Here is a 25,569-nt window from a genome sequence, read left to right as displayed (position 1 = left end):
AGCCGTAGAACTTTGAGCGCCAGCTTGAAGGGAGGCATCCTTGGGATACCACCCTGATCGTATCTAGGTTCTAACTTGGTACCGTGATCCGGTGCGAGGACAGTGTCAGGTGGGCAGTTTGACTGGGGCGGTCGCCTCCTAAAGAGTAACGGAGGCGCCCCAAGGTTCCCTCAGAATGGTTGGAAATCATTCGAAGAGTGCAAAGGCAGAAGGGAGCTTGACTGCGAGACCTACAAGTCGAGCAGGGACGAAAGTCGGGCTTAGTGATCCGGTGGTACCGCATGGAAGGGCCATCGCTCAACGGATAAAAGCTACCCTGGGGATAACAGGCTTATCTCCCCCAAGAGTCCACATCGACGGGGAGGTTTGGCACCTCGATGTCGGCTCATCGCATCCTGGGGCTGAAGTAGGTCCCAAGGGTTGGGCTGTTCGCCCATTAAAGCGGTACGCGAGCTGGGTTCAGAACGTCGTGAGACAGTTCGGTCCCTATCTGTCGTGGGCGTAGGAAATTTGAGAGGAGCTGTCCTTAGTACGAGAGGACCGGGATGGACGTACCGCTGGTGTACCAGTTGTTCCGCCAGGAGCACCGCTGGGTAGCTATGTACGGAAGGGATAAGCGCTGAAAGCATCTAAGCGTGAAGCCCCCCTCAAGATGAGATTTCCCAGTATGTAAGACCCCTTGAAGACGACGAGGTAGATAGGTTGGGGGTGGAAGTGCAGTAATGCATGGAGCTGACCAATACTAATCGGTCGAGGGCTTATCCTAAGATAAGACGCAATAAGTTTCGGATCCAGTTTTCAGGGTGTAACCTTGAAGTTAGAATTTGCGAGGCAAATTCATGTTTGGTGGCGATAGCGGAGGGGTTCCACACGTACCCATCCCGAACACGACCGTTAAGCCCTCCAGCGCCGATGGTACTTGGACCGCAGGGTCCTGGGAGAGTAGGACGTTGCCAAGCAACAAGTAAAAAGGACCATGATCTTATTGAGATCATGGTCCTTTTTTGCATGTAGCTGAAATTACTTATATTCTTACTTCTCTGTTGCTTACTCAAAGTAAAATATACTTTTGTAAGTAGATAGTTATCCTTAAATCCGTTTGTTTATAATGGTTGTCCTTCGTAGGAGTACAGTTGTTTGTACAGGGGAATACTACGGGTTAGGGCTGTTGATGAAGGCTTGACACCCCTATACCGCTTTGCTAAGATTGCAATAATATATTTTCAGAGAGCCTTGATTTGTCCATGTCGGACAGACAACAAGACCAATACAGACTAAACATTTTGAAGGAGGATCATCTTGGTGTGGGAAGATAAATTCGGTAAGGAAGGCCTTACCTTTGACGATGTTTTGTTGGTACCTCGTAAGTCGGTGGTACTGCCCAAAGAAGTAAGCGTAGCGACTCGTTTGAGTGATAACGTGAAGCTGAATATTCCTTTGATGAGTGCTGGTATGGATACTGTTACTGAGGCAGTGTTGGCAATTGCAATGGCTCGTGAGGGCGGTATCGGTGTTATTCATAAAAATATGTCGATTGAGCAGCAAGCGGTAGAGGTAGATCGGGTTAAACGCTCAGAGAGCGGTGTTATCACCAACCCATTCTCATTGACTCCGGATCATTTGGTGTCCGATGCTGAGGCTGTTATGGGTAAATACCGTATTTCCGGTGTGCCTGTTGTAAACGAAGAGAACAAACTGGTGGGTATTATTACTAACCGTGATCTTCGCTTTATTCACAATTTTGATCTTAAAATTAGTGAAGTCATGACAAAGGAAGAATTGGTAACTGCACCAGTAGGCACGACTTTACAGGAAGCGGAAGTCATTTTGCAAAAGCATAAAATTGAAAAGCTTCCTCTGGTCGATGAAGGGAACTACCTCAAAGGTCTGATCACCATCAAAGATATTGAGAAAGCTATTCAGTTTCCGAACGCAGCGAAGGATGCACAAGGGCGTCTTCTGGTCGGTGCGGCTGTCGGCATTTCCAAGGATACGTTTGAACGGACTGAAGCACTTGTAAAAGCTGGTGTGGATTTGATTGTTGTGGATTCCGCTCATGGCCATCATATTAACATTATTGAAGCAGTCCGCGAGTTGCGTAAAACTTATCCTGATCTGACGATTGTAGCAGGTAATGTAGCTACGGGTGACGGAACGCGCGAATTGATTGAAGCAGGAGCATCGGTCGTTAAGGTTGGTATTGGCCCAGGCTCTATCTGTACAACACGCGTAATTGCAGGGATTGGTGTTCCGCAAATAACAGCTATTTATGATTGTGCAACAGTAGCACGTGAATATAATATTCCGATTATTGCAGATGGAGGGATTAAATACTCCGGTGAAATTACAAAGGCCATTGCGGCAGGGGCTTCTGCAGTAATGCTGGGAAGTCTTTTTGCAGGTACGGAAGAGAGCCCAGGCGAATCGGAAATTTATCAAGGACGTCGCTTCAAAGTATATCGTGGTATGGGCTCTATGGCTGCGATGAAGCAAGGTAGTAAAGATCGTTATTTCCAAGATGACGACAAGAAATTGGTACCGGAAGGCATTGAGGGACGCGTTGCTTATAAAGGACCACTTTCCGACACTGTTCACCAGCTGTTGGGCGGTCTTCGCTCCGGTATGGGATATTGTGGTACTGCTAATATTGAAGAGCTTCGTAACGATACAAGCTTTATCCGTATTACAGGTGCAGGTCTGCGCGAAAGCCATCCGCATGATGTGCAGATTACGAAAGAAGCGCCAAACTACTCTCTATAAAATTCAGCTGTATTTGACTTGACGACAGGCAGAGCGCATTTCGCTCTGCCTGTCTTTTTTTAGAGATACCCCTGTGATAGAATAGACAAGTGTCCGCCTTCTCATGAGGTTATTGATGAATTAGGACGCATAGGTATTTTGGATGATTCCTACCAGTTAAGAAGATTCGAGCAGTAGAATGCTCATGACAAGCTATATCTTAGGAAACGAAATGACATTAAATTGTATAACACTAAAACATTAATTCTTTGGCCAAGTAAAGGCTGTAACCACCGTCTCGTTATACATAGCGGATCGGGTTAAGGTACGAGAGGAGTTTGTATTCATTTGAAAGCGAACAATTTTAAAAAGAATAATAAACGCAGCATGATTAAAAAGAGTGTGACTGCAGTCATGGTGCTTAATATGATGTATATGTCGGCCTTGCCTGTTGTAGGCAATTTCGATTCAAGCGTGGCTACTTTTGCTGCTGGAGCGGCAACAGAGGCAACGAATATCACGGGAACAGGTTCCATTAACCCCCCTAGTCTGGCACTTCGTTCGGCCATTTTGATTGAGCCTTCCACTGGGCAGGTTTTGCTCTCTATGAATCCAGATGAGCCGCTTCCGCCAGCCAGTATGACCAAAATGATGACAGAGTACCTCGTAGCGGAGCAGGTTAAGCAAGGAAAACTTAAGTGGACGGATAAGGTTACGGTTAACGAGAATGCTTCTAAGAGTATCGGATCACGTATTTTTTTGGCTCAAGGGGATCAACATACGGTAGAAGAGCTTTATATTGCCATGGCAGTAGGTTCTGCCAATGATGCCACAGTAGCTCTTGCTGAACGCGTATCTGGAACCGAGCAGGATTTTGTAAAACTAATGAATGAAACTGCTCAGAAAATGGGTATGAAAAATACGTATTTTATTAACTCGACTGGCTTGGATCGTAAGGATATGCCTACAGGGTTTCAACCGGATACAGACCGGGAAACTGTGATGACAGCGAGAGACGCAGCTACTCTGGCCAGTTACATCATTAAGGATCATCCAGATTATACACGGTTTACCACAATTCAATCGTACAAATTTCGACCGACTGATAAAGCGCCAATTATTAACTATAATTGGATGCTAGAAGCAAACAAAAATATTACTAACTTTAGAAAATTTGCTTATCCTGGCTTGGACGGTATGAAAACGGGCCATACGAGCAATGCTGGAAACTGTTTTACAGGTACGGCTGAGCGTAATGGAATGCGTCTCATTAGTGTAGTTATGGGAGCAGATTCAGAGCCTCATCGTTTTACAGAGACGGCTAAAGTGCTGAACTATGGCTTTGATAACTTTGAAGTGAAGCAGGTTGTTGCTCCAAAGACGGTGGTTAAGGGCGTTGAGAATGTGCCTGTAACCAAAGGTACGGAAACAGAAGTGCCGATTGTCACAAAAGATGCAGTAAGTTTTATCGTGCCTAAGGGTGCAAGCAATCCTAAGGTAACCTTTACAACGAACATAACACCAGCAAGCTCTCTCGTGGCACCTTTGAAACAAGGGGCTAAAGTCGGTACGATTACGTACACATACAAAACGGATGGCGTGGATAAAGGCCAGACGAAAACTGTTGATTTGGTTACAACCACGGCAGTAGAAGAGGGCGGCTGGTTCCGAATGCTTTTCCGGGCAATTGGTGATTTCTTCGGCGATTTGTTCCAGGGAATTAAGAATCTCTTCTAAAGATGAAATGCTAATCGACCTAACGTGTCCTGCATTACTTATTTTGTAACTTGAAATGATTGTGTATTTGGCGTTCGTACGGTAAAATCTTAAGTTAGAATCTAAACGTAACCCTTACAGGAGGCAACGACATGGAAACGGGAACTTCGCGTGTAAAAAGAGGTATGGCAGAGATGCAAAAAGGTGGCGTAATCATGGATGTCATGAACGCTGAACAGGCTAAAATTGCAGAGGCAGCAGGCGCTACAGCCGTAATGGCTCTTGAACGAGTGCCTTCGGATATCCGTGCAGCTGGTGGGGTTGCTCGTATGGCTGACCCTACGATTGTGGAAGAGGTTATGAAGGTTGTTTCTATTCCTGTTATGGCTAAGGCTCGTATTGGTCACTTTGTTGAGGCAAAGGTACTCGAATCTCTCGGTGTTGACTATCTCGATGAGAGTGAAGTATTGACACCTGCAGATGAGGTGTTCCATATCGATAAGCGGGAGTTCACCGTTCCATTTGTTTGTGGAGCCAAGGATCTAGGGGAAGCATTGCGTCGTATCGGTGAAGGCGCATCTATGATCCGTACAAAGGGTGAGCCGGGAACTGGAAATATTGTTGAGGCTGTTCGTCACATGCGGTTTATTAATGGTCAAATTCGCAAGGTGCAAAACCTGTCGAAGGACGAGCTGTATGCAGAAGCGAAAAACCTCGGAGTTGCTTATGAACTGCTGTTGGAAGTGCATGAGCTTGGTAAGCTACCAGTGGTCAACTTTGCAGCAGGCGGTGTAGCAACACCTGCGGATGCTGCGTTGATGATGCATTTAGGCGCTGATGGTGTCTTTGTAGGCTCTGGTATCTTCAAGTCGGACAGCCCTGAGAAATTTGCACGGGCAATTGTGGAAGCGACCACTCATTACACGGATTACAAGCTAATTGCAGAAGTGTCCAAGAATTTGGGAACTCCTATGAAAGGCATTGAAATTTCCAAACTGGCATCGCATGAGCGCATGCAGGATCGTGGTTGGTAAGAAAGAAGGGGCCGGCATGAAAATAGGAGTATTGTCGCTGCAAGGCGCTGTGGCTGAGCATATACGAAGCGTTGAACGTGCAGGTGCTGAAGGTATAGCAGTGAAGAAGATCGAACAGCTCGATGAGCTGTCCGGTCTTATCATTCCCGGTGGTGAGAGCACCACTATCGGCAAGCTAATGCGCAAGTATGATTTTATAGAGGCTATACGTCAATTTTCCAATCAAGGCAAGCCTGTATTTGGCACTTGCGCGGGATTGATTGTATTGGCCAAAACGATTCAAGGACAGGAAGAAGCACATTTGGGACTAATGGATATTACAGTATCGCGTAATGCTTTTGGTCGCCAACGAGAAAGCTTTGAAACAGACTTGAACATTAAAGGGATTGAGGAGCCGGTTCGTGCGGTGTTTATACGCGCGCCTTTAATACAATCTGTCGGAATGGGAGTAGATGTGCTGTCTGAGTATAACGGCGAGATTGTGGCAGCCCGTCAGGGTCATTTGCTGGCTTCATCCTTCCATCCGGAATTAACAGACGATTTCCGGTTACATCAGTATTTTGTGGATATGGTCCGCGGATAGCGGAAAGTCAGGTTTGTAGTGTAGGAGGGATCACCTGTGTTAGATATAAAGATTTTGCGTAATGAGCTTGGTCGGGTTGAAAAAGCTTTACAGAACAGAGGTAAATCTCTGGATCTGATTAATGGTTTTACAGATCTGGATGTAAGCCGTCGTGAGTTGCTTCAGGAAAGTGAAGGACTCAAAAATCGTCGGAATGTCGTATCTGGTGAAGTAGCCAAGTTGAAGAAGAATAAGGAAAATGCGGATGATCTTATTGCTGAAATGCGCCAAGTCTCCGATCGTATTAAAGAATTGGATGAGCAAGTGCGTGAACTGGAAGTTCAGATCGACGAACTGGTGATGTCGATTCCTAATATCCCCAATGAGACTGTGCCTGTAGGCGCTTCGGAAGAGGACAATGTGGAAATTCGTCGCTGGTCAGAGCCACGCGAGTTTTCTTTTACACCCAAAGCACATTGGGAGTTGGCTCAGGATCTAGATATTCTTGATTTTGAGGCTGCAGCTAAGGTGACGGGTTCTCGTTTTACGTTCTATAAGGGACTGGGAGCGCGTTTGGAACGTGCGCTAATTAACTTTATGATGGATCTGCACAGTAGTGAGCATGGTTATGAAGAAATGCTACCTCCATACATTGTAAATCGGGACAGTCTGTACGGAACGGGTCAGCTTCCAAAGTTTGAAGAAGATTTGTTTAAATTGCGTGATACTGAGTATTATCTCATTCCTACGGCCGAAGTTCCGGTAACGAACTACCACCGTGAAGAGATTATGAATGCAGATCAGCTTCCTAAATATTATGTGGCATACAGCTCTTGCTTTCGCTCAGAGGCAGGATCTGCAGGACGTGATACACGTGGCTTGATTCGTCAGCATCAGTTCAATAAGGTGGAAATGCTTAAGCTGGTCCACCCGGATACCTCTTATGAAGAATTAGAAAAAATGACGAATAACGCTGAGCGTGTTTTGCAGCTGCTCGGACTTCCATATCGGGTGCTGGCACTTTGCACAGGGGATATGGGTTTTACGTCTGCCAAAACGTACGATCTGGAAGTATGGTTGCCTGAGAGCGGCATGTACCGTGAGATTTCTTCCTGTTCCAACACAGAAGACTTCCAGGCACGTCGTGCAAACATCCGGTTTCGTCCAGATGCGAAGGCAAAGCCTGAATTTGTACATACACTGAACGGTTCAGGGTTGGCTGTAGGGCGGACTGTAGCTGCTATTTTGGAGAACTATCAGCAAGAGGATGGAAGCATTGTGATTCCCGAAGTGCTGCGTTCATACATGCGAGGCATTGAGGTTATAACTCCTAAATAGTAAGCCTTGCATTCTTAAAAATTCTGTGGTAAAATAATTTTGTTGCGCCTGAGTTGTTTGATAGAGGGAAGCAGCTTTATCCATTTACCACCTGGAGAGGTACCGAAGCGGTCATAACGGGGCGGTCTTGAAAACCGTTAGAGTGCAAGCTCACATGGGTTCGAATCCCATCCTCTCCGCCATATTCTAAATAAAACCAAGCCATTCAAATACGATAGCTGGTACATTAGGTTCTATATGCTAATGATCAGGAATCGTGAAGAATGGCTTTTTTGTTGTATAAAAAGCCTGTTTTTTTCACACGTTATCAGATGTGGAGGTGCTGGCATGAATCGAGAAATGACAGTAGATCAGCAAAAGCTGGTAGAGGCCTGGCAGGAACAACTGCCGATTCTTTTGAATTCAGGGGATAAAACACAGGTACAGGCAGATGAAGCCGATAACCGGGCTATACGAATCCATATCGAGGTAGAAGGCCGACAAATGTACTCCTTTGATTTTGCGTGTACGTATGTAGATTCCCGGGAAGTACAGGTTAGCTTAGTCGATGTAGAGCGTGACGGGCGGTCAGTGGATGAACGAACAGATATCATTCAACAGCTGGTGTCCGATTATACTCGGCACATTCACCAATGTGCTCAAACATTACAGTCATTAACGCACTCGTAGTCATGAAGGAATGAGGAGGAAGGCTACATGACAAAGGCCAAAAATGGACTTGATAAAAACCTGTCCAACATTGTCGATGATTTGGAGCAACGTCCAGTAAATAGTCATCAGGCACAGCAAGTGCAGCAGGATCGTAATGATCGTCGTCATCAGGATTCACTGAATCACGATAAAACGGAAGATCTGACCCATCTATAGTCCTATTTTAAATGGTAATAAACGGATTTGTTGATGTACCAATAATTTAGACTTAGAATGGAGGATGCGTAAATGGGCAAGCCTAGAGCTGTTCCTGTTCCCGAGGCTCAGGATTCTGGCGGAAGTAATGAAAAGCGTGAGCGTAGTCATCAACAAGAGCCCCTATCCGGTTCCAAGAAGGTGAAACAGCGGAATCACGTCGATCACCACAACAGACAAGGTTCATAAGCAGTCAGACTTTTCTCCTAAAAATATTACAAAGTATAGTACACCCTGGTTAAAGAGCCAGGGTGTCTTTGTGCTTATTGTAAGAAAATTTTCCAATAAGTGTTTCGCCGTTTGTGAATATGAGTTAAAATAGAGGGTGTGTATTTTTTTATAGCATAAAAAAAGGGGTTAATTTGAGAGGAGAGAATCTACACAATGAGTAAAAAGTTATCCGTCTTGGTCCTCACTATGGTGTTGCTTATGACGGTAGCGCTGGTAGGTTGTAGCAAGAAGTTAGAACCGAAGGAAGCTGTTACGACCGGTACAGCAAATGCTATGAAGCTGAATTCCTATGAATCCAAAAGTCAATTTACCGTTAAGGAACTGACAATTACCTCCGCTTCTGTTCCAGCTGAGCAAAGTGCAATGGTAACTAGCATGCTGAAAAATGCTGATATTACAATGGATGGTGTATACCAAAAAGAGCCCTTCCAATCTGAAATGACGCTGGGCATTCATTTGAAAGGTGATCTTTCTACCAGCTTTACGATTCCAATGGTGATGACTAAAGATAAATTGTACGTTAAAATCCCTAATATTCCGTTTTACCCGCTTCCACAGGATGTTGTAGGTAAATTCCTACTCATTGATCCACAAGAACTGGCTAAACAATCAGGACAAGAGTTTAACCCTGCAACTATGGATCAGGAAAAATCGCAAAAATTTGCGAACGAAGTGATTGCTGCGATTATGAATGAGTATGATCAAGCTACGTATTTCTTTGATATTGATCCTAAAGATGCTAAATTGCCACAAGGCGTTGAAGCTAAACAAGTGGTTCAGTTTAAAATCACGAACGACAATGTGAAGCAAGCGACTAATACATTTATTACTAAGGCGCTTCCTAAGGTCCTAGATATTATGTCTAAAGACGAATATGCTAGCATGCTTCAAGTGAAGAAGGAAGAACTGGCTGAAGCGAAGAAAGAACTGCAATCCAACACCAGCGAAGTCAGCAAAAAGCTGGATGAGTTGAAGAACTATTTGACAGTGAAACAGTTTGACATTAACACTGCTCTGAACAAGGATAACGTTCCTGTGTATCAAGATCTGAATGCGAACGTGGAAGTGAATGATCCTTCTACGAAAGACAATGTGAAATTGTCTGTAACAGGCTACTCGCAATACAGCAAAATCAATGAAAAAGCAGCATTTAAAGTGGGTATTCCAACAGCTGATCAAGTCCTGACTATTGAACAGCTACAACAAAAAATGCAAACTGTATCTCCTTAATTAGGAGGTAACATGATTACAAACATCATTCCTTCGAATGTGATGTAAGAAGACCGCTCGGCGTAGGCCGGGCGGTTTTTTTGTTTATGAATAAGTTATCCTCCGTGCGGTTATTGAAATTCGTCACACGTGATCCTCAGCTAGAATTCCGAACATCTGATGATCCTGCCATTCGCCCTGAATCTGTACCAGCTTGCGAGCAATACCTTCTGGCTGAAAGCCACACTTCTGTAATACGCGTTGTGAGCGATCATTATGGAGAAGGGTGCCTGCTTGGAGGCGATGTAGAGATAAGGCACGGAAGGCATACTGTATGATCAATTTTAAGGCAGCCGTCATATGCCCTTTTCCCTGCTCATGTTGATCCATCATATAGCCGACATCGGCGAATTGTCCAACTCCACGCACCAGATTGGAAATAGAGATATAACCTATCAGCCGTTCTTGTTTTAGGAGAAAGATACCAAACAAGTATCCTCGATCTTCTTCCGCTTGGCGCAATCTCTCACGGATGTAATCCTGCTGTTTCCCTAAAGTGAAAAATGAATCCTCATACAGCGGTTCATAGGGCGCATGAGAGTCCCTATTTCGAAGCCTAAGGGCGAGAAGAGCTTCTCCATCCTCCAAGCTTAGGGGACGTAAAAAGATACCTTGAGGCGTATTATACAAGCTCATAGGCATGGGGTGATCTCCTTCCATGAAGAATTAGCAGTGAGATGAAGAGCTTTAGACATTTCCTCCTCAGGATGATGAAGGAGGAGACAATTTGGCAGCCGCTCTTTTTTGCCGGAGCTGCCGAAAAAAGTTTGTTAGCATGGAGGCACATTCCTCCTGAAGTATACCACTGGTTACTTCTGTACAATGATTGAACCGAGGCTCCTGCAATAAATTCATTAGCGTGCCTGCGCAGCCCGCCTTGGGATCTGTGGTGCCGTATATGAGATGGGGGACGCGTGATTGCACAATGGCTCCAGCGCACATCGGACACGGCTCCAAAGTGACATACAGCCTGCAATCTAGCAGGCGCCAAGCTCCCAAATGCTCACTGGCCTGCCGGATGGCAACCATTTCTGCGTGTGCAGTTGGGTCGGTGTCGGTCTCGCGCAAATTGTAGCCGCGACCGATGATTTCATTATCTTTTACAATGACAGCTCCGATGGGGACTTCACCCAACGCTTCTGCCTTGTACGCTTCCTGAATGGCTTCTCTCATCCAATAGGCGTGATCCATAATGGTCACTGGGAAAATGCTCCTTTCAAACGCGGAATTATCCAACGAACAAGTATTCCGTTGTTAACATGATGTGAATAAAATTGTGGATAACACCATACTTGTCCACAAGTTTATCCACAGTTTATAATAACATCTGTGTATTTGTGGACTATATGTGGATGATTATCTTAATATATTGTAGGTAAATGCTCGTCTATTGACAACATTGTTCACAGGATGTGTATTTATGTATATCCGGTAAATGTAAATGCTGGTATCCCAGGCACTATTACGGTATCATTGAGTTAGCAATTGCCAGTAATCGCCAGCATACGGCAAGAGGTGAGAAATCAGTGTGTCGATAAAAATCAGAATAACGATCATTTTGTCGGGGTCGGTCCTGTTTATCCTATTGTTAAACATCGCACTCAATTACTACACGACCCACGAAAATCTAAGAAGTGACAGTGAAACCAAAATGGTTCTGACGGCTAAAATCATCGGAGGAGCTATTGAACAAACCCGACATAGTTGGGAGGCTGTTGACAAGCAGCTCGGATATAATCTGTGGCTCTCTGCTACGTTGGCTGCCAATCAGCTTGATCCCGACATCCGAAATATCCAGCAGGAACAGCTACAACAGATAGCTACACTCCACAGGGATATTAATATTTCTTTGATGATCCGAGATGGACAGGGGTATAAGGTTGTCAAATCTTCGAATCCTAAAGAGCTAACGTCATCCGATCCATTAATGGGGTATTGGAAAAATGCAGTTGACCAATTATATGAGCATGGACAGGTGGCCATGGCGCATGGCCAGAATCTGGATCATTTTTGGACCAGTTCTTTTGATTACACAGATTCAGCCTCCTCACATATTAATAAATGGGGATTTTATTATGACCAAAAACGCAACTACTTAATTCGAGTATCCTTCCAGGATACTTCAGTCCAGGATTTTATACCTATCTTGAGTCCAGCTGAGATTGTGAAGCAGACTCAGCAAGTGGATTATCGCATTTTGGAGATAACAGGAATCAACCCTGCAACCTTTGGTGGCGCTACGATGGACAAGAACGGTAACGACCGAAAACACTATTACATGTACAACGAACCGATCCAATTCGGCACGTATCAACTAGCGAGAGTGCCTGAGGATCGTTTGGCCGTGTCCAGGGCGATCCTTTCGGGAGAGAGTATCGTACAAGATTGCTATATTAAAGGCGAACGAGTGCTTGTCAGTTACATACCTTTTTATCCGACAAACCGTGATGCCTATGTCATTCGTATTGTCATGAATTATGATACAATCGCTTCTGTTATATCTAAGCAATTGATCAGTTTAGTTGCTATTTCCATTGTTCTATTGGAGGTTGTGATCATTGGAAGCTATGTGCTCGCCAGCCTATTTGTCCGTCCGATTCAGTCGATTTTGGGAAAAGTGAACGAGATGGCTGACGGCCATTTTGATACACGGCTAGAAATTAAGGGCGGCCATGAGCTTGCACGGCTGGGTGAGCGCATCAATGCGATGGCCTACAACCTGGGGATGTATACGAGAAGACTTGAACAGATGTATGAAGAAAACCGTTCTGTAAAGGAGCATCTAGAATCGGTTATTAATCAGACGGCAGATGCGATTCATGTAACCGATCAGGAGGATCGTGTTATTCGGGTTAACCATGCCTTCGAAGCTTTGTACGGATGGACTAAGAAGGAATTGGTTGGCCGTAAGCTGGAGTTTGTACCTCCGCAGCAACAGGAGGAGTATGAATTTCAGAAGGAGAGCCTGCTTCAGGGAGAAAGCATCGTATCAAGTGAGACCCTACGAATGCGTAAGGATGGAAGTACAGTAGAGATTAGTATGAGTACGTCCCCTATTCTGGATGAACAAGGCGAAATCTTAGGCTTTATCTGTGTTTCGCGTGATATTACGGGGCGCAACCGGATGGAAGAACTGCTGCGTAGATCAGAGAAGCTGACAACCGTAGGGCAACTGGCGGCAGGCGTAGCGCATGAGATTCGTAATCCATTAACCACGCTACGTGGCTTCCTACAACTACAGCAGCAAAATCAAGTGTTGAATATGAAACACAACGATATTATGATGTCTGAGCTGGACCGCATTAATTTGATCGTTAGTGAGTTTTTAATACTGGCGAAGCCACAGGCAGTGCATTTTCAGAAAAAAGATGTTCGTTATATTGTGAGTGATGTTATTTCTTTACTGGATAGCCAGGCGCATCTGTTGGGTATTGTATTCAACCTTCAGGTCACGGACGAGCCTGCCTTGGTATATGCTGAAGAAAATCAGTTAAAACAGGTATTCATTAATTTACTTAAAAATAGCATGGAGGCTATGAGTAAAGGTGGCATCATCACAATTCATTTGTTCTTAGAGGGAGAAAGCGTTAAAATCTTCATACGGGACCAGGGAACAGGTATTCCCGCAGAAATGCTATCCAAGCTGGGAGAACCTTTTGTCACAAACAAAGAAACAGGTACAGGACTAGGGCTTATGGTCAGCCAGCGTATTATACAGAGCCATAAAGGCACACTGGATATTGAAAGCACAGAGGGAGAGGGAACAACCGCCCTCGTGCAGCTTCCGATTGCCAAGCCTGAGTAACGAGCTGGGGGCAGGAGGAAGCGTGTTCGTAGAAATGGAGGGTACACAGGTTGCGCATTAACAAATTTATCAGCGAAACTGGCTTTTGCTCGCGCCGGGAGGCGGACAAGCTGGTAGAGAGCGGCCGCGTGACGATTAACGGCGAAGTGGCCGTGCTGGGGAGTCAAGCGGAGGAAGGCGATGACGTCCGTGTGAACGGCAAGCCACTGCGCGATAAGTCCGATCACGTCTATATTGCATTGAACAAGCCAGTGGGCATTACAAGCACGACAGAGAGCCACATTAGAGGCAATATTGTCGATTTTGTGGGGCACCCGCAGCGGATATTTCCAATTGGACGCCTGGATAAGGATTCGGAAGGTCTCATTTTATTAACCAATGATGGGGACATTGTGAATAAGATCTTACGGGCAGAAGGCAAGCATGAAAAAGAGTATATCGTAACAGTGGATCGTCCAGTCACACCATCCTTTGTGCAGGGGATGTCCAGCGGTGTAAAGATACTCGGTCATCGAACGCTGCCCTGTGAAGTAACACGTGTATCTGAGTATGTATTCCGTATTATCCTGACAGAAGGGAAAAATCGTCAGATCCGACGTATGTGTGCTGCCTTCGGTTATGAAGTTAAGAAACTGCAGCGCCTGCGAATTATGAATATTCGTTTAGGATCCCTTCAGAAAGGCGCCTGGCGTGATTTAACAGAGGCTGAAAAGCAGGAACTGGGCCAGATGCTTGATTATACACTTAGCTAATGCCAGAGGCCTTCTTATAGCCTACAGCGCTTGTCCCTCGTATATGACAGGGCTAGAGAACAGAAATCCCTAAAGTAAAAGGCACCAGCTGCATAAAAAATGCGGCGGTGCCTTTGTTCATATAACATATTCATGATCAACCTTCATTCGAGCTTGAGGTAGGACTAATAACTTGTGTACCGTTCTGATATTTGCGAAGAACGGAAATTTCGACACGACGGTTTTTGGCACGTCCTGCTCCAGTTTGATTGCCTGCCAATGGTCGATACTCGCCATATCCGATGGATACAAACTTGGTAGGATCAAGCTGCGGATTGAGCAACAAAATACGCAAGAAATTGAGCGAACGCTTGGCACTCAAATCAAAGTTGGACGGAAACTGACTATTGGAAATAGGTACATTGTCCGTATGACCTGATACGATAACGTCATAACCAGGAAACTGTTGGAGCATGCTGGAAATGGATTTGGCCAGCTTTCTCGCTTCTGGCTTTACTTCGGCCTGCCCGGATGAAAACAGGGCATTATCACTAATGGTGATCATCAGCTGGGATTGGTTCAGCTTGGTGTTCAGTAGGGTGGACAGGCCGTTATTTTGAATATACTGATCCATTTGCTTTTTAAGCTTCTTTAAATCTTCTTCTTCCCGCTGGGCGAGTTGCTTTTGCAGATCAGAGGTAGAAGTGGCTTTCGATTTTAAGGGTTGTGATACCTCTTCTTTATTTTTGCCCATATCCATGGATTGTGACGACGGATTCGCGGCTGAGTGATCCAGCACGCCAGTACCGCCACTAAAAGCTGAACTCAGGGATTGAGCCATAGTTTCAAATTTTTTGGCATCGAGCGAGCTCATACCGAATAAGACAATGAAAAGAGCCAACAGAAGGGTCATTAAGTCGGAATATGGCAACAGCCAGCTTTCGTCAGCATGCTCTTCATGCGGTTCATGTCTCTTTTTACTCACTGGAATCGCCATCCTTCTGGGTCATCGAAGCCCGTTCGGTTGGAGTTAGGAAGATTGCTAGCTTCTGGCTGATGGCAATCGTCGAGATACCGGATTGAATGGAAAGCAGACCTTCGACCATCATTAACTTAAGTTCCACTTCTTTTTTGGATAGCCGTTTCAGCTTGTTGGACATTGGATGCCATAGGACATAACCTGTAAAAATACCGAGCAACGTTGCAATAAAAGCGGCTGCAATGGCATGGGACAGTTTTTCCATGTCACTAAGGTCGGCCAGAGCGGCGATCAGACCTACAACCGCACCAAGTACCCCGAGTGTTGGAGCGTACATACCGGCTTGGGAGAAAATCAGTGCGCCAGCGCGGTGTCTATCTTCGGTAGCGTTAATGTCTTCCATCAGAACATCGCGTACGAACTCCTGATCATTACCATCGATAATCATTCGCATACCGCCGCGCATAAAGGGATCGTCGATCTCTTCGACCTTGGATTCCAGCGCGAGCAGACCTTCACGACGGGTAATGGATGCCCATTCGGTAAATGTACCGATAAGCTCCTTGCGATCCAGCAATTTCTGCTGGGTAAAAATAATTTTAAACAGCTTTGGCACCCGTTTCATGTCATCCATCGGAAACGCCATGAATATACTTGCTGCTGTTCCGACGAAAATAATCATGTAAGCAGCGGGATTATTGACCAGATTGACGACTGGCGCGCCCTTCAGGATCATCCCGACGACCAGTGACAAAAGCCCGAGCACAAGTCCAATAATGGTTGTAATTTGCATGATACACCTCATCCATGAGAATAGATTTTGAATCCTTTCATGCCGCATGGGTCGTCCTTGCCCCAAGCGCGTCATTATGAGACGGATTATAGTATTTATCGACAAAACTCTCTTTTTTGTTAAGGGCCAATTTCCGGTATAATAAAGTGATTATGTATTGAATCGCTGAACCATTGGAGGAAATAGCATGGGAGTAAAGCATGGGCGCGAGTATGAACAAATTTTGAACGATTTGACAGAGGCTGTGGGACGCATTCCAGATAGCTATGGATTTTTTGAAATGGAAGCAGAAGATTGGGACAGGCTGAACCCGATGGGGCGTCAGGAAGTCAATGAAGCTTTGGCAGAAGACCTATTTTATGCACTGGGTACGGAGCCCGTAATCACTGTAGGCAGCGGCGTTGTGATTTATGAGCCGGAGCAGCACCGGATCTATGTACTCATCGGGGATGAGGAGCTGACGTCGGTCCCATTGATTTGATGGCCGTCTTATGGATTTATCAACGGGGCCGTGGTAATATGTACACCAATATATCGTAGTTTTGGCCGCATTTAAGCGGCTGAAAGGCTTCCGTATAAACGGGGAGGAGTTCGTAACATGCCTTTTACACAAGAAGAGATTGAAGCACATCTGGAGAAGCTGGAGGGCTGGGAACTGGAGGAAGGACGTTGGATCGTTCGGAAATATAATTTTTCCAGTTTTATGAAAGGAATTGCCTTCGTGGATGAAGTTGCCGCTATATCTGAGGCATTTAATCACCATCCATTTATTACGATTGATTACAAGACCGTGACTCTGCGTTTGACCTCCTGGGACGATGGCGGTATTATGGCTGTAGATATTAAGGAAGCCCAACAATATAATGAAGCTTTCGAAAAAATGCGCAGCAGTCATTGAGTTTGTAATGATCTGTCGTATATATGAAGAGCGCCTTCGCTATACAACATCGCGGTTGTATAGTGAAGGCGCTCTTATTTATAGAACCCGATTCTGTTGTTCAGGACGATATACCATACAATGGAACGGCTTTCTGCCATCTGGAGTCTGGCGTTCATAGGTATCCGTCAGCTCAAATCCAGCTGCCTTGTAGGCTCGGATAGCCCGCTGATTCCAAGTGAGAACCTCTAGGTCAATTTCATTCTGCGGATGACGTCGTCTGGCTTCCTCGGCAATGGCCCGGACAAAATCGGAGCCTGTGCCATGTCCGCATCTTTCGGGATGCATTCCAAGACCCAGCCGGGTCACACCGACCATAGGAAAATATTGAGCAAATCCCGTCAGCTCATTCTCTTCGTCCAGTACGGCAACATATTGCTCTTGGCGAAGCGTGGGACTTCCAAATTCGACTTCAAGTGCCTTCATTTGTTCCCAGGGAAGCCAGCCGTATATGTTGTAGGGGGGATCATAGCGCCACTCACAGATTTCAGCCGCTTGATGCTCGTCCATCGGTACAATCCGGTAGTTGGATATTGAGGCCGGCACTTTTCCATTCCTCCTTATGCAGATACTTCAATCATTAACCACAGATTGTAGACAAGTTGTAGGAGAATGGCAAGCGTGTTTATTTCGTACCTAAGTCGGGTATACATTCAATAAGAAGGATTTACTGCTCATATGCTCCCCCAGCGGTGGCGGTAAAACCGACGATGTTCGCTAAAACTGAAACCTTTTGAGGTGTCGGTTCGTCAGTAATGATAATAATTACTGATGTAGTGGACATAAAAAACCGCAATTCGATTCCGGCCAGAATCAAATTGCGGCTAGGGTTAGCTTGCTGTGCGGTAGTTATTCTACGTTGTCGTCATCAGGAATATCTGAAGCTACAGAATGGTAAGCGTCTGTGCTCATAATTCTTTTTGCACCGACATAACGGTTAGCGTAATAATTTTCGTTCAGTGAGCTAACTACTACACCACGTGAAGTCGAGGAGTGGGCGAATTTCCCTTCACCTACGAAGATACCTACATGGGAAACGCCTCTTCCTGTGGTGTTGAAGAACACCAGGTCGCCTGGTCTCATTTCATCGCGGGATACAGAAGCTCCCATTTTGAATTGTGATCCAGATTGATGCGGCAGTTTAATTCCCAGTTTGTTGAATACATACATTGTGAAGCCGGAGCAATCGAATCCCTCGAGTGTAGTACCTCCGCTTCTATAGTTCGTTCCTTTGGCATCTTGGATGACCTGGTCCATCTTAGAGTCTGCAAATGCACTGCTGCCACCGAATGTAAAAGATGTAAAGGCAATGGCGAGACCCATGGCTGCGATCGTTAGCTTCTTCTTCAAAAAAAATATACCCCTTCCATTGCCTGCGAGGTTAGCTTAAGGATTCGGTAGAAGGTTCCCCTATGACCACTCTGTTGCGAGATCAATTCACCCAAACTGGTTCCCCCGCTTCCTAGGTGCCAGGAATTAGGCTTAACTTAAGATGTGCACCTTGGAGAGCAGTATTCACGACAACGATGTTTTTAAGATAAAGGTTACAATAAAGATTACAAAGTTGTTACTATCAGTTCACTGCGATTATTGTAACAAAGACAGCAGGCTTTGGCAAATGTTTCATCGCAAAAAGTTACAAAAAAAATCTGTTCCTAACGCCCTAGGAACAGATTCTGTTAACAGTATTCAGTTATGTGCCGTTTGCACGGGAAAGAAAAAAGTTTTTTCGACAGCTAAAAATGCAGGAGAAAGCATAAAGAGAGGGATTAGCCTCTGCTGGAGATATCGATGTGCCATAGACGATACTGCGAACTGATATGCCACAGCCTGACCAGACTGGTAACAAAATGATACGATTGCTGGAGAATTAGCGCCAACATACCAGTCCAAATCATCGCTACGGTGCCAAATAGACCGAAGACCAGCAGCACACAAGCACCAAGCAAGAGAGATACGCTTACAGCCGGAAGAAGCTGGCGAAAGAAGGCGAGCAGGGACGATAGTATGGCGTGACCACTGACCGTGCCCAGTTGCATATACAGGATGCACTGCCGAATGAACCAACCGTAAGCCACCCACCCAATGGCATAGGGCAACAAATGCAGCAGGTAAGAGGAAGATTGCAGCGTCCCTGCTACAATAGGATAGAGTCTCGGTACCACCCAGAAGGCGGGAAGCAGCAGCAAACCCAACTCGATGATGTAATACAACAGAGATGACATACCGTGACGTTTCATCCCCTTGAAGAAGGACAGGCTTTGCGGTTCAGACGCATCGGTATACAGGCTTTGATATATGCCAGCTCTAATGAAGGGAGTGATTAGGACGCGCAATACGGTCGCCCCTAATAGTATCCATAAATACACATGTACTTCCTGGCTGTCCATCAAGGCGATCTGCCCCTCCATCCAAAACAAGGTCTTTCCCAGCTCGTTTTGGCTCTGATCAGGATAACGCAGCAGCAGCGGGACAACGGCCGACTGTACCAGCCGATAGAGAAATACTCCCCACAGCAGACGATACAAAAATAAAATGATAACGATATAAAAGCGTATGCGCACTAGCGCCCAGCCTTCTTTTAAAACAGTCCGCATCTATAGACACCTCACCATGACAGACTTCCAAGCAGTGTCTCCAACAGCTTGGTTACACTCACACTCCAACGGGTTTGTTGCTTTTCGTCCAATTCAGCCTTCAGGCTATTATTAATATGCTTGTTCTCCAGTGCAATAGTGTATAGAGGATCAACCGTCACATAGGACACGGGAGAGGTGCTTTTGAGTCGGAAAGATGTACTTTTGCCCGTACCGTCCCATGCCTTAAATATTGTGGTGCCATCCTTGAAGGTAAATTGAACAGGGATCTTGGGATAATCTGCTCCTTTTTTGCTGAGCGTCACGACTGCTTCATATCCATTCTCCAACTTGCGGTTCGTGATGCGATCGACAGAAAAGTCCGCCATCTGGCCGTCATATACATATTGTTCAAAATAGTGGCTCCATGAGCGTCCAGTCACCCTCTCCACGACACGCTGAAAATCCTGTGAGGTCGGATGCTTGAATCGGTAGGTCTGGACATAGGTTCGCATAATCCGGTCCATTTTTTTCGTACCCACCTGACGTTCAATACCTCGTAGTACCAGCTTGCCTCGTGAGTAGGCATTTTGTGCATACTCAGCCGACGATCCGTACTTCCAGGATTCGCGGTTTAGGGGCTGTGGAGAAGCTACCTGTCCGGATTGTAATGGCAAGTTGGGGATAAGCCCATATTCTTGCTCCATGAGCCGTTCTTCTGCATAGGAGGTGAAGCCTTCATCCAGCCAGGGCTCCTCAAATTCATTATTGGCTACCATTCCGTAGAAATATTGATGCCCAATCTCATGAACCAGCGTCCGTTCCAGATTATAGCCGGGATTCAGTTGGTCCGCAGCTGCGGCCGTGATGAGTGTCGGATATTCCATGCCGCCGGCTCCACTGCCTGTTTTGGGTGGAACGACGATCGATAGAGTGGAATATGGATAAGGCCCGTACCATTTGCTGTAGTACGAAAGGGCGGCCTTGGCTGCGCTCATGTAACGTCCTTTGAGTTCCTTATGGGAAGGGTCTAGATAGAGCTTGATTTTGACACCAGGAACTTCAGTAGAAGAAAAGGGTTCTTCTACGGCTACAAAGTTGGGTGAAGCAGACCAGGCAAAATCGTGTACATCATCGGCATAAAATTGATATATTTTCTGGCCGTTCTGTCGTACTGCACCACGGGTGGGAAACCCGGTCGCTGCTACGATGTGTGTTTCAGGCACCCGAATCCGTATACTGTAAATTCCAAAATCGGCATAGAACTCGGAGTTGCCATGATACTGATGGAGGTTCCAGCCCTCGTCGGCGCGTCCACGTTGTCCTGCAGTCTCATAGACGCTGAGCTTTGGAAACCACTGTCCAGCCATTACAAAATCATCTGTCGCACCCATACGAGCAAAAATGCCAGGCAGTTTGACTTCAAACTTCATATATAGTGTGATTTCTTCGCCACCTCGTACTGGCTTGGGCAGACGTACCTTCATGAGCGAACGGTCCCTTGCGTTACCGTCATCTGGTTGTACATATTGAGTACGGTGCATGAGAGATAAACCATCTTCTGTTTTTAGTTCGGTCAGCGTCATGGAGCCAAAGCCGTCCTTGGGCATGGTGTCTCCGCGCAGCTTTCCCCCGGATTCTTTCATAAAGGTGGTTTCCATAGAAGAGAAGGCATTCGGGTATAGATGAAGATACAGATCATTCACAGTTTTCTTGCCTGGATGTTTCCAGGTCAGTGTCTCAGTGCCTCGCAAAACCCGTCCTTTTTCCAGAGATACATCAATGTGATACTCCACCACCCGTTTGCTGAGAATTTCCGAAGCGGGCTGTGGAGGGTTCTTGGGCAGGTCGGGCATGATGTTGGCCCCTAGAGGCTTGCCCATATCTGGCGCAAGCGCAGATTCAGACTCGGAGCCGTATAGTGGTTTGCCTGCAGACTGAGGGGCGGATTGCGATTGGGGTTGCCAGGCAAACCATAACGTCCCTGCGAGGAGTCCGAGGGCTAGTGTAGACAATAAAACGATTTTGGAGCGTGCTGGGGTCATACAATGGATACCTCCCGTTGACAAGCATCTACAGCATGTATATGTTTGCTTTCGCGAGATTATTAGTTAAAATATTTATAGTGTAGAATGAGTGTGAAGACGGAAATTGGAGGCCTAGTGACGCATGAGTGAAAATCAGCCGGACGGCAAAAAGCAGATTGCACTGAATATTGTCAGTGGCAAGAGTAAACATAAGGGCTTCGGCGCAGGCTCAATCGACCTGAACAGCATGTCCCCGGTCATCATTGACCGAGGAGAGGCAAAAATTGATATCGGTGCCATGCATGCCAAAAGTAAAGTAGAACGTGGAATCAAGTTCTCTACGAATAAAGAAGACGTACCGAACGGACGCCAGGTATGGCTGGTATGGGTAGCTGTGGACCGTACGCCTGAAGGACGTATGTACGGTGGCGCGACGGCCTGCGAGATGCTGATTGACGACGAAGCCAAACGCGGCTGGAAAATTCTTGCCGATCATGTTAACCGTATGGATTATGCACTCAAGCGCCGTTTCATGCTGGATGATCTCGGCAGCGAAGATAAAGCAGCGCTCAAAAGCCTGCTAATTTCGCATAACGAGGAATGGTGGGACGCTTCGCCTGAGGAATTGAAGCAGGCGCTGGAAGGGTAAGCCTAGCGTTAACAGTATACAACTGCTTAAAGAGCAGTCGGCAGTAAGGTTCAGAAGTAGACCGATACCTTGGTTGGGGTCGGTTTACTTCTTTTTCATGTAAGTTATGAACATCATCGCCTTGACATCATGGAAAGGCATTCACTATAATTCAAATAGAAATCGGTTTCACTCCGGTTTTTATTTAATGAATTCGTGGAACCGGTTCCTGAAAGGATATAGTTTTTTCCTATCGCTGTTTATGAATGTAATCTCTAAATAAGGTGGCATCGTTATGTTTAAATGGTTGAAAAAGAAGGCGGCTTCCCGTATTGAAGAATTCGACATGGTAGCGCCAATTAAAGGAAAAGTGGTTTCTCTAGAAGAGGTTCCAGATCCTGCGTTCTCTACAAAAGCTATGGGGGATGGTATCGCTATTCATCCATCTGAGGGTAGGGTCACCGCTCCTTTCGCGGGAAAAGTTGCCCATGTCATGGAGAAAAGCAAACACGCTCTGATTATTGAACATGAATCTGGCGTACAAGTTTTGATACATGTCGGGATTAATACCGTCTCTCTCAAAGGGCAGGGGTTTAACCCTCATGTCAAAGTAGGAGATAGCATTAAAGCTGGACAATTATTGATGGAGTTTGATCTGGATGCGATTCAACAGGGTGGATTACCTGTAATTACTCCAGTAATCGTTCCAGACGGGCAAGATATGATCAGTCATGTGGAGATATTAGAAAGCTCATCTGCTACTTCAGATGTACCTGTACTAAGGGTTCATTTAAAAGCCTAGCTTTCATTCAGAAAAGACTAACCAGGAATTCTTGGTTAGTCTTTTCTTTAGATAATTCACTGACTGGTCAAGGGACTGGTATGAACATGTGAACAAAAGCTAGGATTCACATATTTCAGATATCCGCTGATTACAATTGCCTTCGTATAGCCCTCCATGAAAACAAATCACTTTTTTAATATCATATGGCAGCAGGTTTTTAAGAGATTCTTTGGCGATATTGAAATCACAGCAGTATTGCGGGTCTGGAGCCAGTAATTTGCCGCTTACTACACGTAGAGCATCTCCTGCAATCAGGGTTTGACTGGATTTATGATAGAAACTTAGGTGTCCTGGTGTATGACCAGCAGTATCTATAACTAAGATCCCCCCACAGAAGGGCAATTCCTCTCCGGCAACGATGGTGGAGTTTACAATTGCCTTTGGGGGATTTTCAAGTGTACGCCGGAATGCATGTCTCCACTCTACCGGAACGGATTCAGGCATGGAGCTTACAGCTTGATCTATTGCTTCTGGGGTTAGCTTTATAAGCTGTTTTTCTCCCTGTATATAAGGCTTTTCGATAGAACTGGCTAATACTTGAACTAGGGAGGAAGAAGCCTGGATTATATCTGCTAAACTGCCAATATGGTCAAGATCCTGGTGTGTTATTAATATGGAGGTAAGTTTATGGATTGCTAATCCGGTATCCAGAATAGCTTCATTTAAAAGGGAGAGTTGCCCGGGGTAAGCTGTATCAACTAAAATCATATTGTCTTCGTCCCACATTAAAGTGGGGTGAATGCTCTCTATACTTCCCATGATATTAGCAGAAACCTGGAGCATGTGTATTCCTTTGTCTAATTGCATCGAATCCCTCCCATAAGAGTTGATGTAATACAAAGGAATCTTATCATGAAATCCAAGTATGTAAACCTATATTATAGCATAAAAACAATTATTTGTAAATATATAGAATACTACATTTGTGTGACGGTTAGGAGCGATGACGTGAAGAAAATTTATTTTGTTAGACATGCCCAAGCAACTGGACAGGAACCAGATGCCCGACTCACCGATGAAGGTAACCGACAAGCTGAGCAGTTGGCTGATTTTATGGAGAATGTAGGTGTGGAATGTATTGTGTCCAGTCCATGGAAACGGGCCGTGCGAACCATTCAGCCCTTGGCTGAGCGTAAACAGTTGCAGGTGTATACTGATCCACGTCTTCAGGAACGTGTATTAAGCCATGAGCATCTGGATGATTGGCTGGACGTGCTGGAACAGACATATCTGGACGAGGACTTGAAGCTAGAAGTATTTGCTAGAACTGAATGAAGCAGAAGCCAAGACTCACAGAGTGTGGAATATGGGTGGAAATAAGTAAGGCGCGTTCACTATAAGTGCAGAATGGTTTCGAAAGGGGAGACGCATATTGAATGCAAACCGTTATTTAAAATTAGAAAAGGCATTGTTTCAGGCTTGGTCTTTGGAGTCTAGCTCTAAATGGACAGCTAATAATCCTGCAGCCGGACAATGTGGAGTCACAGCGCTTGTCGTTCAGGACAGGCTTGGTGGTGATATTTTGAAGACCTGGCTGGATAGCGGCTGGCATTATTACAACCGAATCGGTGAGGACATTATAGATTTTACAAAGTCGCAATTTTTAAGCCTTCCACAGTATCAGCATGTACACTCTAACCGGGAAGAAGCATTTTCAGACACCAATGCAGAGCAGTATGCAGCCTTAAGCCGGAGACTAGAAGAATCTCTTAACGAAAAGGTATAAGTGTATTTAAGATGTATCCATAGCCAAATAGTTTTTAGGGAGTAAGGAGGGAGTGCAATTAATAAATATTTAGCAGTTGCGGTGATCCTTCTTGCGATTGTGTGTGGCTTGCTACTGAATACTTCTAAACAAAACCCAATAATATTGGATCAACAGGAATCAACCCCACAAAGTAAAAAGTATTCAGGCGAGAAGTATGTATCGAAATATAGTTATAAAAAAGTTAATGATCCAAAGGCTGCATTGATGACATCCAATATTCTTCATGCTACATCGCTAGAAGAGGAGACTGTTGCTCAGTTTAGAGGAGCGCTAATTACTTTATTCGGACAGCCTCAAAGGACATCGCAGAATTTCGAAGAGGCATATGGGTACATAATTAAGGCAACAAATTCGACTGGACAAAGCTGGATATTGACTGCATACGAAGGACCAGGCGGTCCGGCTATAGGAGGGGACACCGAGAAAGATTCTATAGAAGAAGTCGCGCAGGACTTGTTGAATCTAATTGAGGCCACAAAGCCCGCAGATTTCGAAGATGTGGGTTATTATGAGGATACTGGATCTACTATTCATTATGGATGTAAGGAACAAGTCTGTTTTTATCAGGAAAGCACTACAGAGCAGCATCCAGCGGATGAGTAGAATGACGGAGTAAACAGTAAAATTCAGAAGTAGATCGGTACCTTGTCGAGGGCGGTCTACTTCTTTTTCATATAGGTAAGCAA

27 protein-coding genes, 1 tRNA gene, 2 rRNA genes and 1 riboswitch (1 of these 31 cut by a window edge) are annotated in these 25,569 nt (G+C 45.4%); of the genes, 21 read left to right on the top strand and 9 right to left on the bottom strand.

Going from position 1 to position 25,569, the window contains the following annotated elements; translation table 11 throughout:
- The 12 genes from ACXHJ2_RS23485 to ACXHJ2_RS23430 all read left to right on the top strand — a co-directional run.
- A 23S ribosomal RNA gene (locus tag ACXHJ2_RS23485) occupies positions 1 to 766 on the top strand (it extends 2,163 nt beyond the left edge of the window).
- Positions 767 to 842: 76 nt separating this feature from the next.
- A 5S ribosomal RNA gene (gene rrf / locus ACXHJ2_RS23480) occupies positions 843 to 959 on the top strand.
- A 343-nt stretch (positions 960 to 1,302) separates the two neighbouring features.
- Positions 1,303 to 2,760, top strand: coding sequence for an IMP dehydrogenase (gene guaB, locus ACXHJ2_RS23475; protein ID WP_013368721.1), 1,458 nt, complete (start codon positions 1,303 to 1,305; stop codon positions 2,758 to 2,760).
- A 327-nt stretch (positions 2,761 to 3,087) separates the two neighbouring features.
- Positions 3,088 to 4,476: a D-alanyl-D-alanine carboxypeptidase family protein gene (locus ACXHJ2_RS23470; protein WP_040102436.1), complete on the top strand. Its 1,389-nt coding sequence runs from the start codon at positions 3,088 to 3,090 to the stop codon at positions 4,474 to 4,476.
- A 131-nt stretch (positions 4,477 to 4,607) separates the two neighbouring features.
- Positions 4,608 to 5,489 (top strand): pyridoxal 5'-phosphate synthase lyase subunit PdxS, encoded by an 882-nt coding sequence (gene pdxS, locus ACXHJ2_RS23465; RefSeq protein ID WP_013368723.1) that lies wholly within the window; start codon positions 4,608 to 4,610, stop codon positions 5,487 to 5,489.
- A gap of 16 nt (positions 5,490 to 5,505) precedes the next feature.
- Positions 5,506 to 6,072, top strand: a complete 567-nt coding sequence (gene pdxT, locus ACXHJ2_RS23460; RefSeq protein ID WP_013368724.1) for a pyridoxal 5'-phosphate synthase glutaminase subunit PdxT — start codon at positions 5,506 to 5,508, stop codon at positions 6,070 to 6,072.
- Positions 6,073 to 6,108: 36 nt separating this feature from the next.
- The gene (gene serS / locus ACXHJ2_RS23455; RefSeq protein ID WP_058712451.1) at positions 6,109 to 7,389 is read left to right on the top strand and encodes a serine--tRNA ligase; all 1,281 of its coding nucleotides are present in this window, start codon (positions 6,109 to 6,111) and stop codon (positions 7,387 to 7,389) included.
- Positions 7,390 to 7,482: 93 nt separating this feature from the next.
- Positions 7,483 to 7,571, top strand: a tRNA-Ser gene (locus ACXHJ2_RS23450).
- 145 nt (positions 7,572 to 7,716) lie between these two features.
- Complete coding sequence (locus tag ACXHJ2_RS23445) at positions 7,717 to 8,058, top strand: hypothetical protein (RefSeq protein WP_013368726.1); 342 nt, start codon at positions 7,717 to 7,719, stop codon at positions 8,056 to 8,058.
- A 27-nt stretch (positions 8,059 to 8,085) separates the two neighbouring features.
- Positions 8,086 to 8,256 carry a hypothetical protein gene (locus ACXHJ2_RS23440; protein WP_013368727.1) on the top strand — a complete coding sequence of 57 codons (171 nt, stop codon included), beginning with the start codon at positions 8,086 to 8,088 and terminating at the stop codon, positions 8,254 to 8,256.
- Positions 8,257 to 8,328: 72 nt separating this feature from the next.
- On the top strand, positions 8,329 to 8,484 hold the full coding sequence (locus ACXHJ2_RS23435) for a small acid-soluble spore protein P (RefSeq protein ID WP_014599349.1): 156 nt from the start codon (positions 8,329 to 8,331) through the stop codon (positions 8,482 to 8,484).
- 195 nt (positions 8,485 to 8,679) lie between these two features.
- Entirely contained in the window at positions 8,680 to 9,756 is a 1,077-nt protein-coding gene (locus ACXHJ2_RS23430) for a hypothetical protein (RefSeq protein WP_014599350.1), read from the top strand.
- Positions 9,757 to 9,879: 123 nt separating this feature from the next.
- Here the strand turns inward: ACXHJ2_RS23430 and ACXHJ2_RS23425 are convergent, their stop codons facing one another.
- Together ACXHJ2_RS23425 and tadA are read right to left on the bottom strand one after the other, a co-directional pair.
- Positions 9,880 to 10,437, bottom strand: coding sequence for a GNAT family N-acetyltransferase (locus ACXHJ2_RS23425; protein WP_165084155.1), 558 nt, complete (start codon positions 10,435 to 10,437; stop codon positions 9,880 to 9,882).
- Between the two features lie 60 nt (positions 10,438 to 10,497).
- Positions 10,498 to 10,995 (bottom strand): tRNA adenosine(34) deaminase TadA, encoded by a 498-nt coding sequence (gene tadA, locus ACXHJ2_RS23420; RefSeq protein ID WP_165084154.1) that lies wholly within the window; start codon positions 10,993 to 10,995, stop codon positions 10,498 to 10,500.
- 328 nt (positions 10,996 to 11,323) lie between these two features.
- On the opposite strand from tadA, the gene ACXHJ2_RS23415 reads away from it, so the two are divergent.
- Complete coding sequence (locus ACXHJ2_RS23415; protein WP_014599353.1) at positions 11,324 to 13,600, top strand: PAS domain S-box protein; 2,277 nt, start codon at positions 11,324 to 11,326, stop codon at positions 13,598 to 13,600.
- A gap of 50 nt (positions 13,601 to 13,650) precedes the next feature.
- Entirely contained in the window at positions 13,651 to 14,352 is a 702-nt protein-coding gene (gene rluF, locus ACXHJ2_RS23410) for a 23S rRNA pseudouridine(2604) synthase RluF (RefSeq protein ID WP_013368734.1), read from the top strand.
- 136 nt (positions 14,353 to 14,488) lie between these two features.
- Here the strand turns inward: rluF and motB are convergent, their stop codons facing one another.
- Positions 14,489 to 15,316, bottom strand: coding sequence for a flagellar motor protein MotB (motB, locus tag ACXHJ2_RS23405; protein WP_013368735.1), 828 nt, complete (start codon positions 15,314 to 15,316; stop codon positions 14,489 to 14,491).
- Positions 15,309 to 16,103, bottom strand: coding sequence for a flagellar motor stator protein MotA (gene motA, locus ACXHJ2_RS23400; protein WP_013368736.1), 795 nt, complete (start codon positions 16,101 to 16,103; stop codon positions 15,309 to 15,311). Before motA ends, motB begins: the two co-directional genes overlap by 8 nt.
- A gap of 187 nt (positions 16,104 to 16,290) precedes the next feature.
- Between motA and ACXHJ2_RS23395 the strand changes: the two genes are divergently transcribed.
- Together ACXHJ2_RS23395 and ACXHJ2_RS23390 are read left to right on the top strand one after the other, a co-directional pair.
- Positions 16,291 to 16,584: a hypothetical protein gene (locus ACXHJ2_RS23395; protein ID WP_165084153.1), complete on the top strand. Its 294-nt coding sequence runs from the start codon at positions 16,291 to 16,293 to the stop codon at positions 16,582 to 16,584.
- 117 nt (positions 16,585 to 16,701) lie between these two features.
- Positions 16,702 to 17,001 carry a 4a-hydroxytetrahydrobiopterin dehydratase gene (locus ACXHJ2_RS23390; protein WP_007428083.1) on the top strand — a complete coding sequence of 100 codons (300 nt, stop codon included), beginning with the start codon at positions 16,702 to 16,704 and terminating at the stop codon, positions 16,999 to 17,001.
- 78 nt (positions 17,002 to 17,079) lie between these two features.
- Here ACXHJ2_RS23390 and ACXHJ2_RS23385 read toward each other — a convergent pair whose 3' ends face one another.
- The 4 genes from ACXHJ2_RS23385 to ACXHJ2_RS23370 all read right to left on the bottom strand — a co-directional run bounded on the left by ACXHJ2_RS23385 (position 17,080) and on the right by ACXHJ2_RS23370 (position 21,661).
- Positions 17,080 to 17,586 carry a GNAT family N-acetyltransferase gene (locus ACXHJ2_RS23385; RefSeq protein WP_016818545.1) on the bottom strand — a complete coding sequence of 169 codons (507 nt, stop codon included), beginning with the start codon at positions 17,584 to 17,586 and terminating at the stop codon, positions 17,080 to 17,082.
- Positions 17,587 to 17,889: 303 nt separating this feature from the next.
- Positions 17,890 to 18,390 (bottom strand): C40 family peptidase, encoded by a 501-nt coding sequence (locus ACXHJ2_RS23380; RefSeq protein ID WP_013368740.1) that lies wholly within the window; start codon positions 18,388 to 18,390, stop codon positions 17,890 to 17,892.
- Positions 18,391 to 18,395: 5 nt separating this feature from the next.
- Positions 18,396 to 18,533, bottom strand: a riboswitch (cyclic di-AMP (ydaO/yuaA leader).
- 276 nt (positions 18,534 to 18,809) lie between these two features.
- Complete coding sequence (locus ACXHJ2_RS23375) at positions 18,810 to 19,637, bottom strand: hypothetical protein (RefSeq protein ID WP_165084152.1); 828 nt, start codon at positions 19,635 to 19,637, stop codon at positions 18,810 to 18,812.
- Between the two features lie 11 nt (positions 19,638 to 19,648).
- Positions 19,649 to 21,661: a M1 family metallopeptidase gene (locus ACXHJ2_RS23370; RefSeq protein WP_165084151.1), complete on the bottom strand. Its 2,013-nt coding sequence runs from the start codon at positions 21,659 to 21,661 to the stop codon at positions 19,649 to 19,651.
- Between the two features lie 124 nt (positions 21,662 to 21,785).
- On the opposite strand from ACXHJ2_RS23370, the gene ACXHJ2_RS23365 reads away from it, so the two are divergent.
- Positions 21,786 to 22,292 (top strand): YwhD family protein, encoded by a 507-nt coding sequence (locus tag ACXHJ2_RS23365; protein ID WP_013368743.1) that lies wholly within the window; start codon positions 21,786 to 21,788, stop codon positions 22,290 to 22,292.
- 274 nt (positions 22,293 to 22,566) lie between these two features.
- A complete protein-coding gene (locus tag ACXHJ2_RS23360; protein WP_165084149.1) occupies positions 22,567 to 23,073 on the top strand; it encodes a PTS sugar transporter subunit IIA in 507 nt (168 codons plus the stop codon).
- A 99-nt stretch (positions 23,074 to 23,172) separates the two neighbouring features.
- Here ACXHJ2_RS23360 and ACXHJ2_RS23355 read toward each other — a convergent pair whose 3' ends face one another.
- Positions 23,173 to 23,922, bottom strand: a complete 750-nt coding sequence (locus tag ACXHJ2_RS23355) for an MBL fold metallo-hydrolase (RefSeq protein ID WP_165084147.1) — start codon at positions 23,920 to 23,922, stop codon at positions 23,173 to 23,175.
- A 141-nt stretch (positions 23,923 to 24,063) separates the two neighbouring features.
- Here ACXHJ2_RS23355 and ACXHJ2_RS23350 point away from each other — a divergent pair, with 141 nt between their 5' ends.
- The 3 genes from ACXHJ2_RS23350 (at position 24,064) to ACXHJ2_RS23340 (ending at position 25,486) form a co-directional block, all read left to right on the top strand.
- A complete protein-coding gene (locus ACXHJ2_RS23350) occupies positions 24,064 to 24,390 on the top strand; it encodes a histidine phosphatase family protein (protein WP_238791146.1) in 327 nt (108 codons plus the stop codon).
- 97 nt (positions 24,391 to 24,487) lie between these two features.
- On the top strand, positions 24,488 to 24,841 hold the full coding sequence (locus ACXHJ2_RS23345) for a YunG family protein (RefSeq protein WP_165084145.1): 354 nt from the start codon (positions 24,488 to 24,490) through the stop codon (positions 24,839 to 24,841).
- A gap of 144 nt (positions 24,842 to 24,985) precedes the next feature.
- Positions 24,986 to 25,486, top strand: a complete 501-nt coding sequence (locus tag ACXHJ2_RS23340; RefSeq protein ID WP_457874378.1) for a hypothetical protein — start codon at positions 24,986 to 24,988, stop codon at positions 25,484 to 25,486.
- Positions 25,487 to 25,569: the final 83 nt, after the last annotated feature.

It is taken from the genome of Paenibacillus sp. ALE3, from assembly GCF_054113405.1.
Note: the sequence above shows the minus strand (reverse complement) of the source record. Positions and strands in the feature narration are given on the sequence as shown.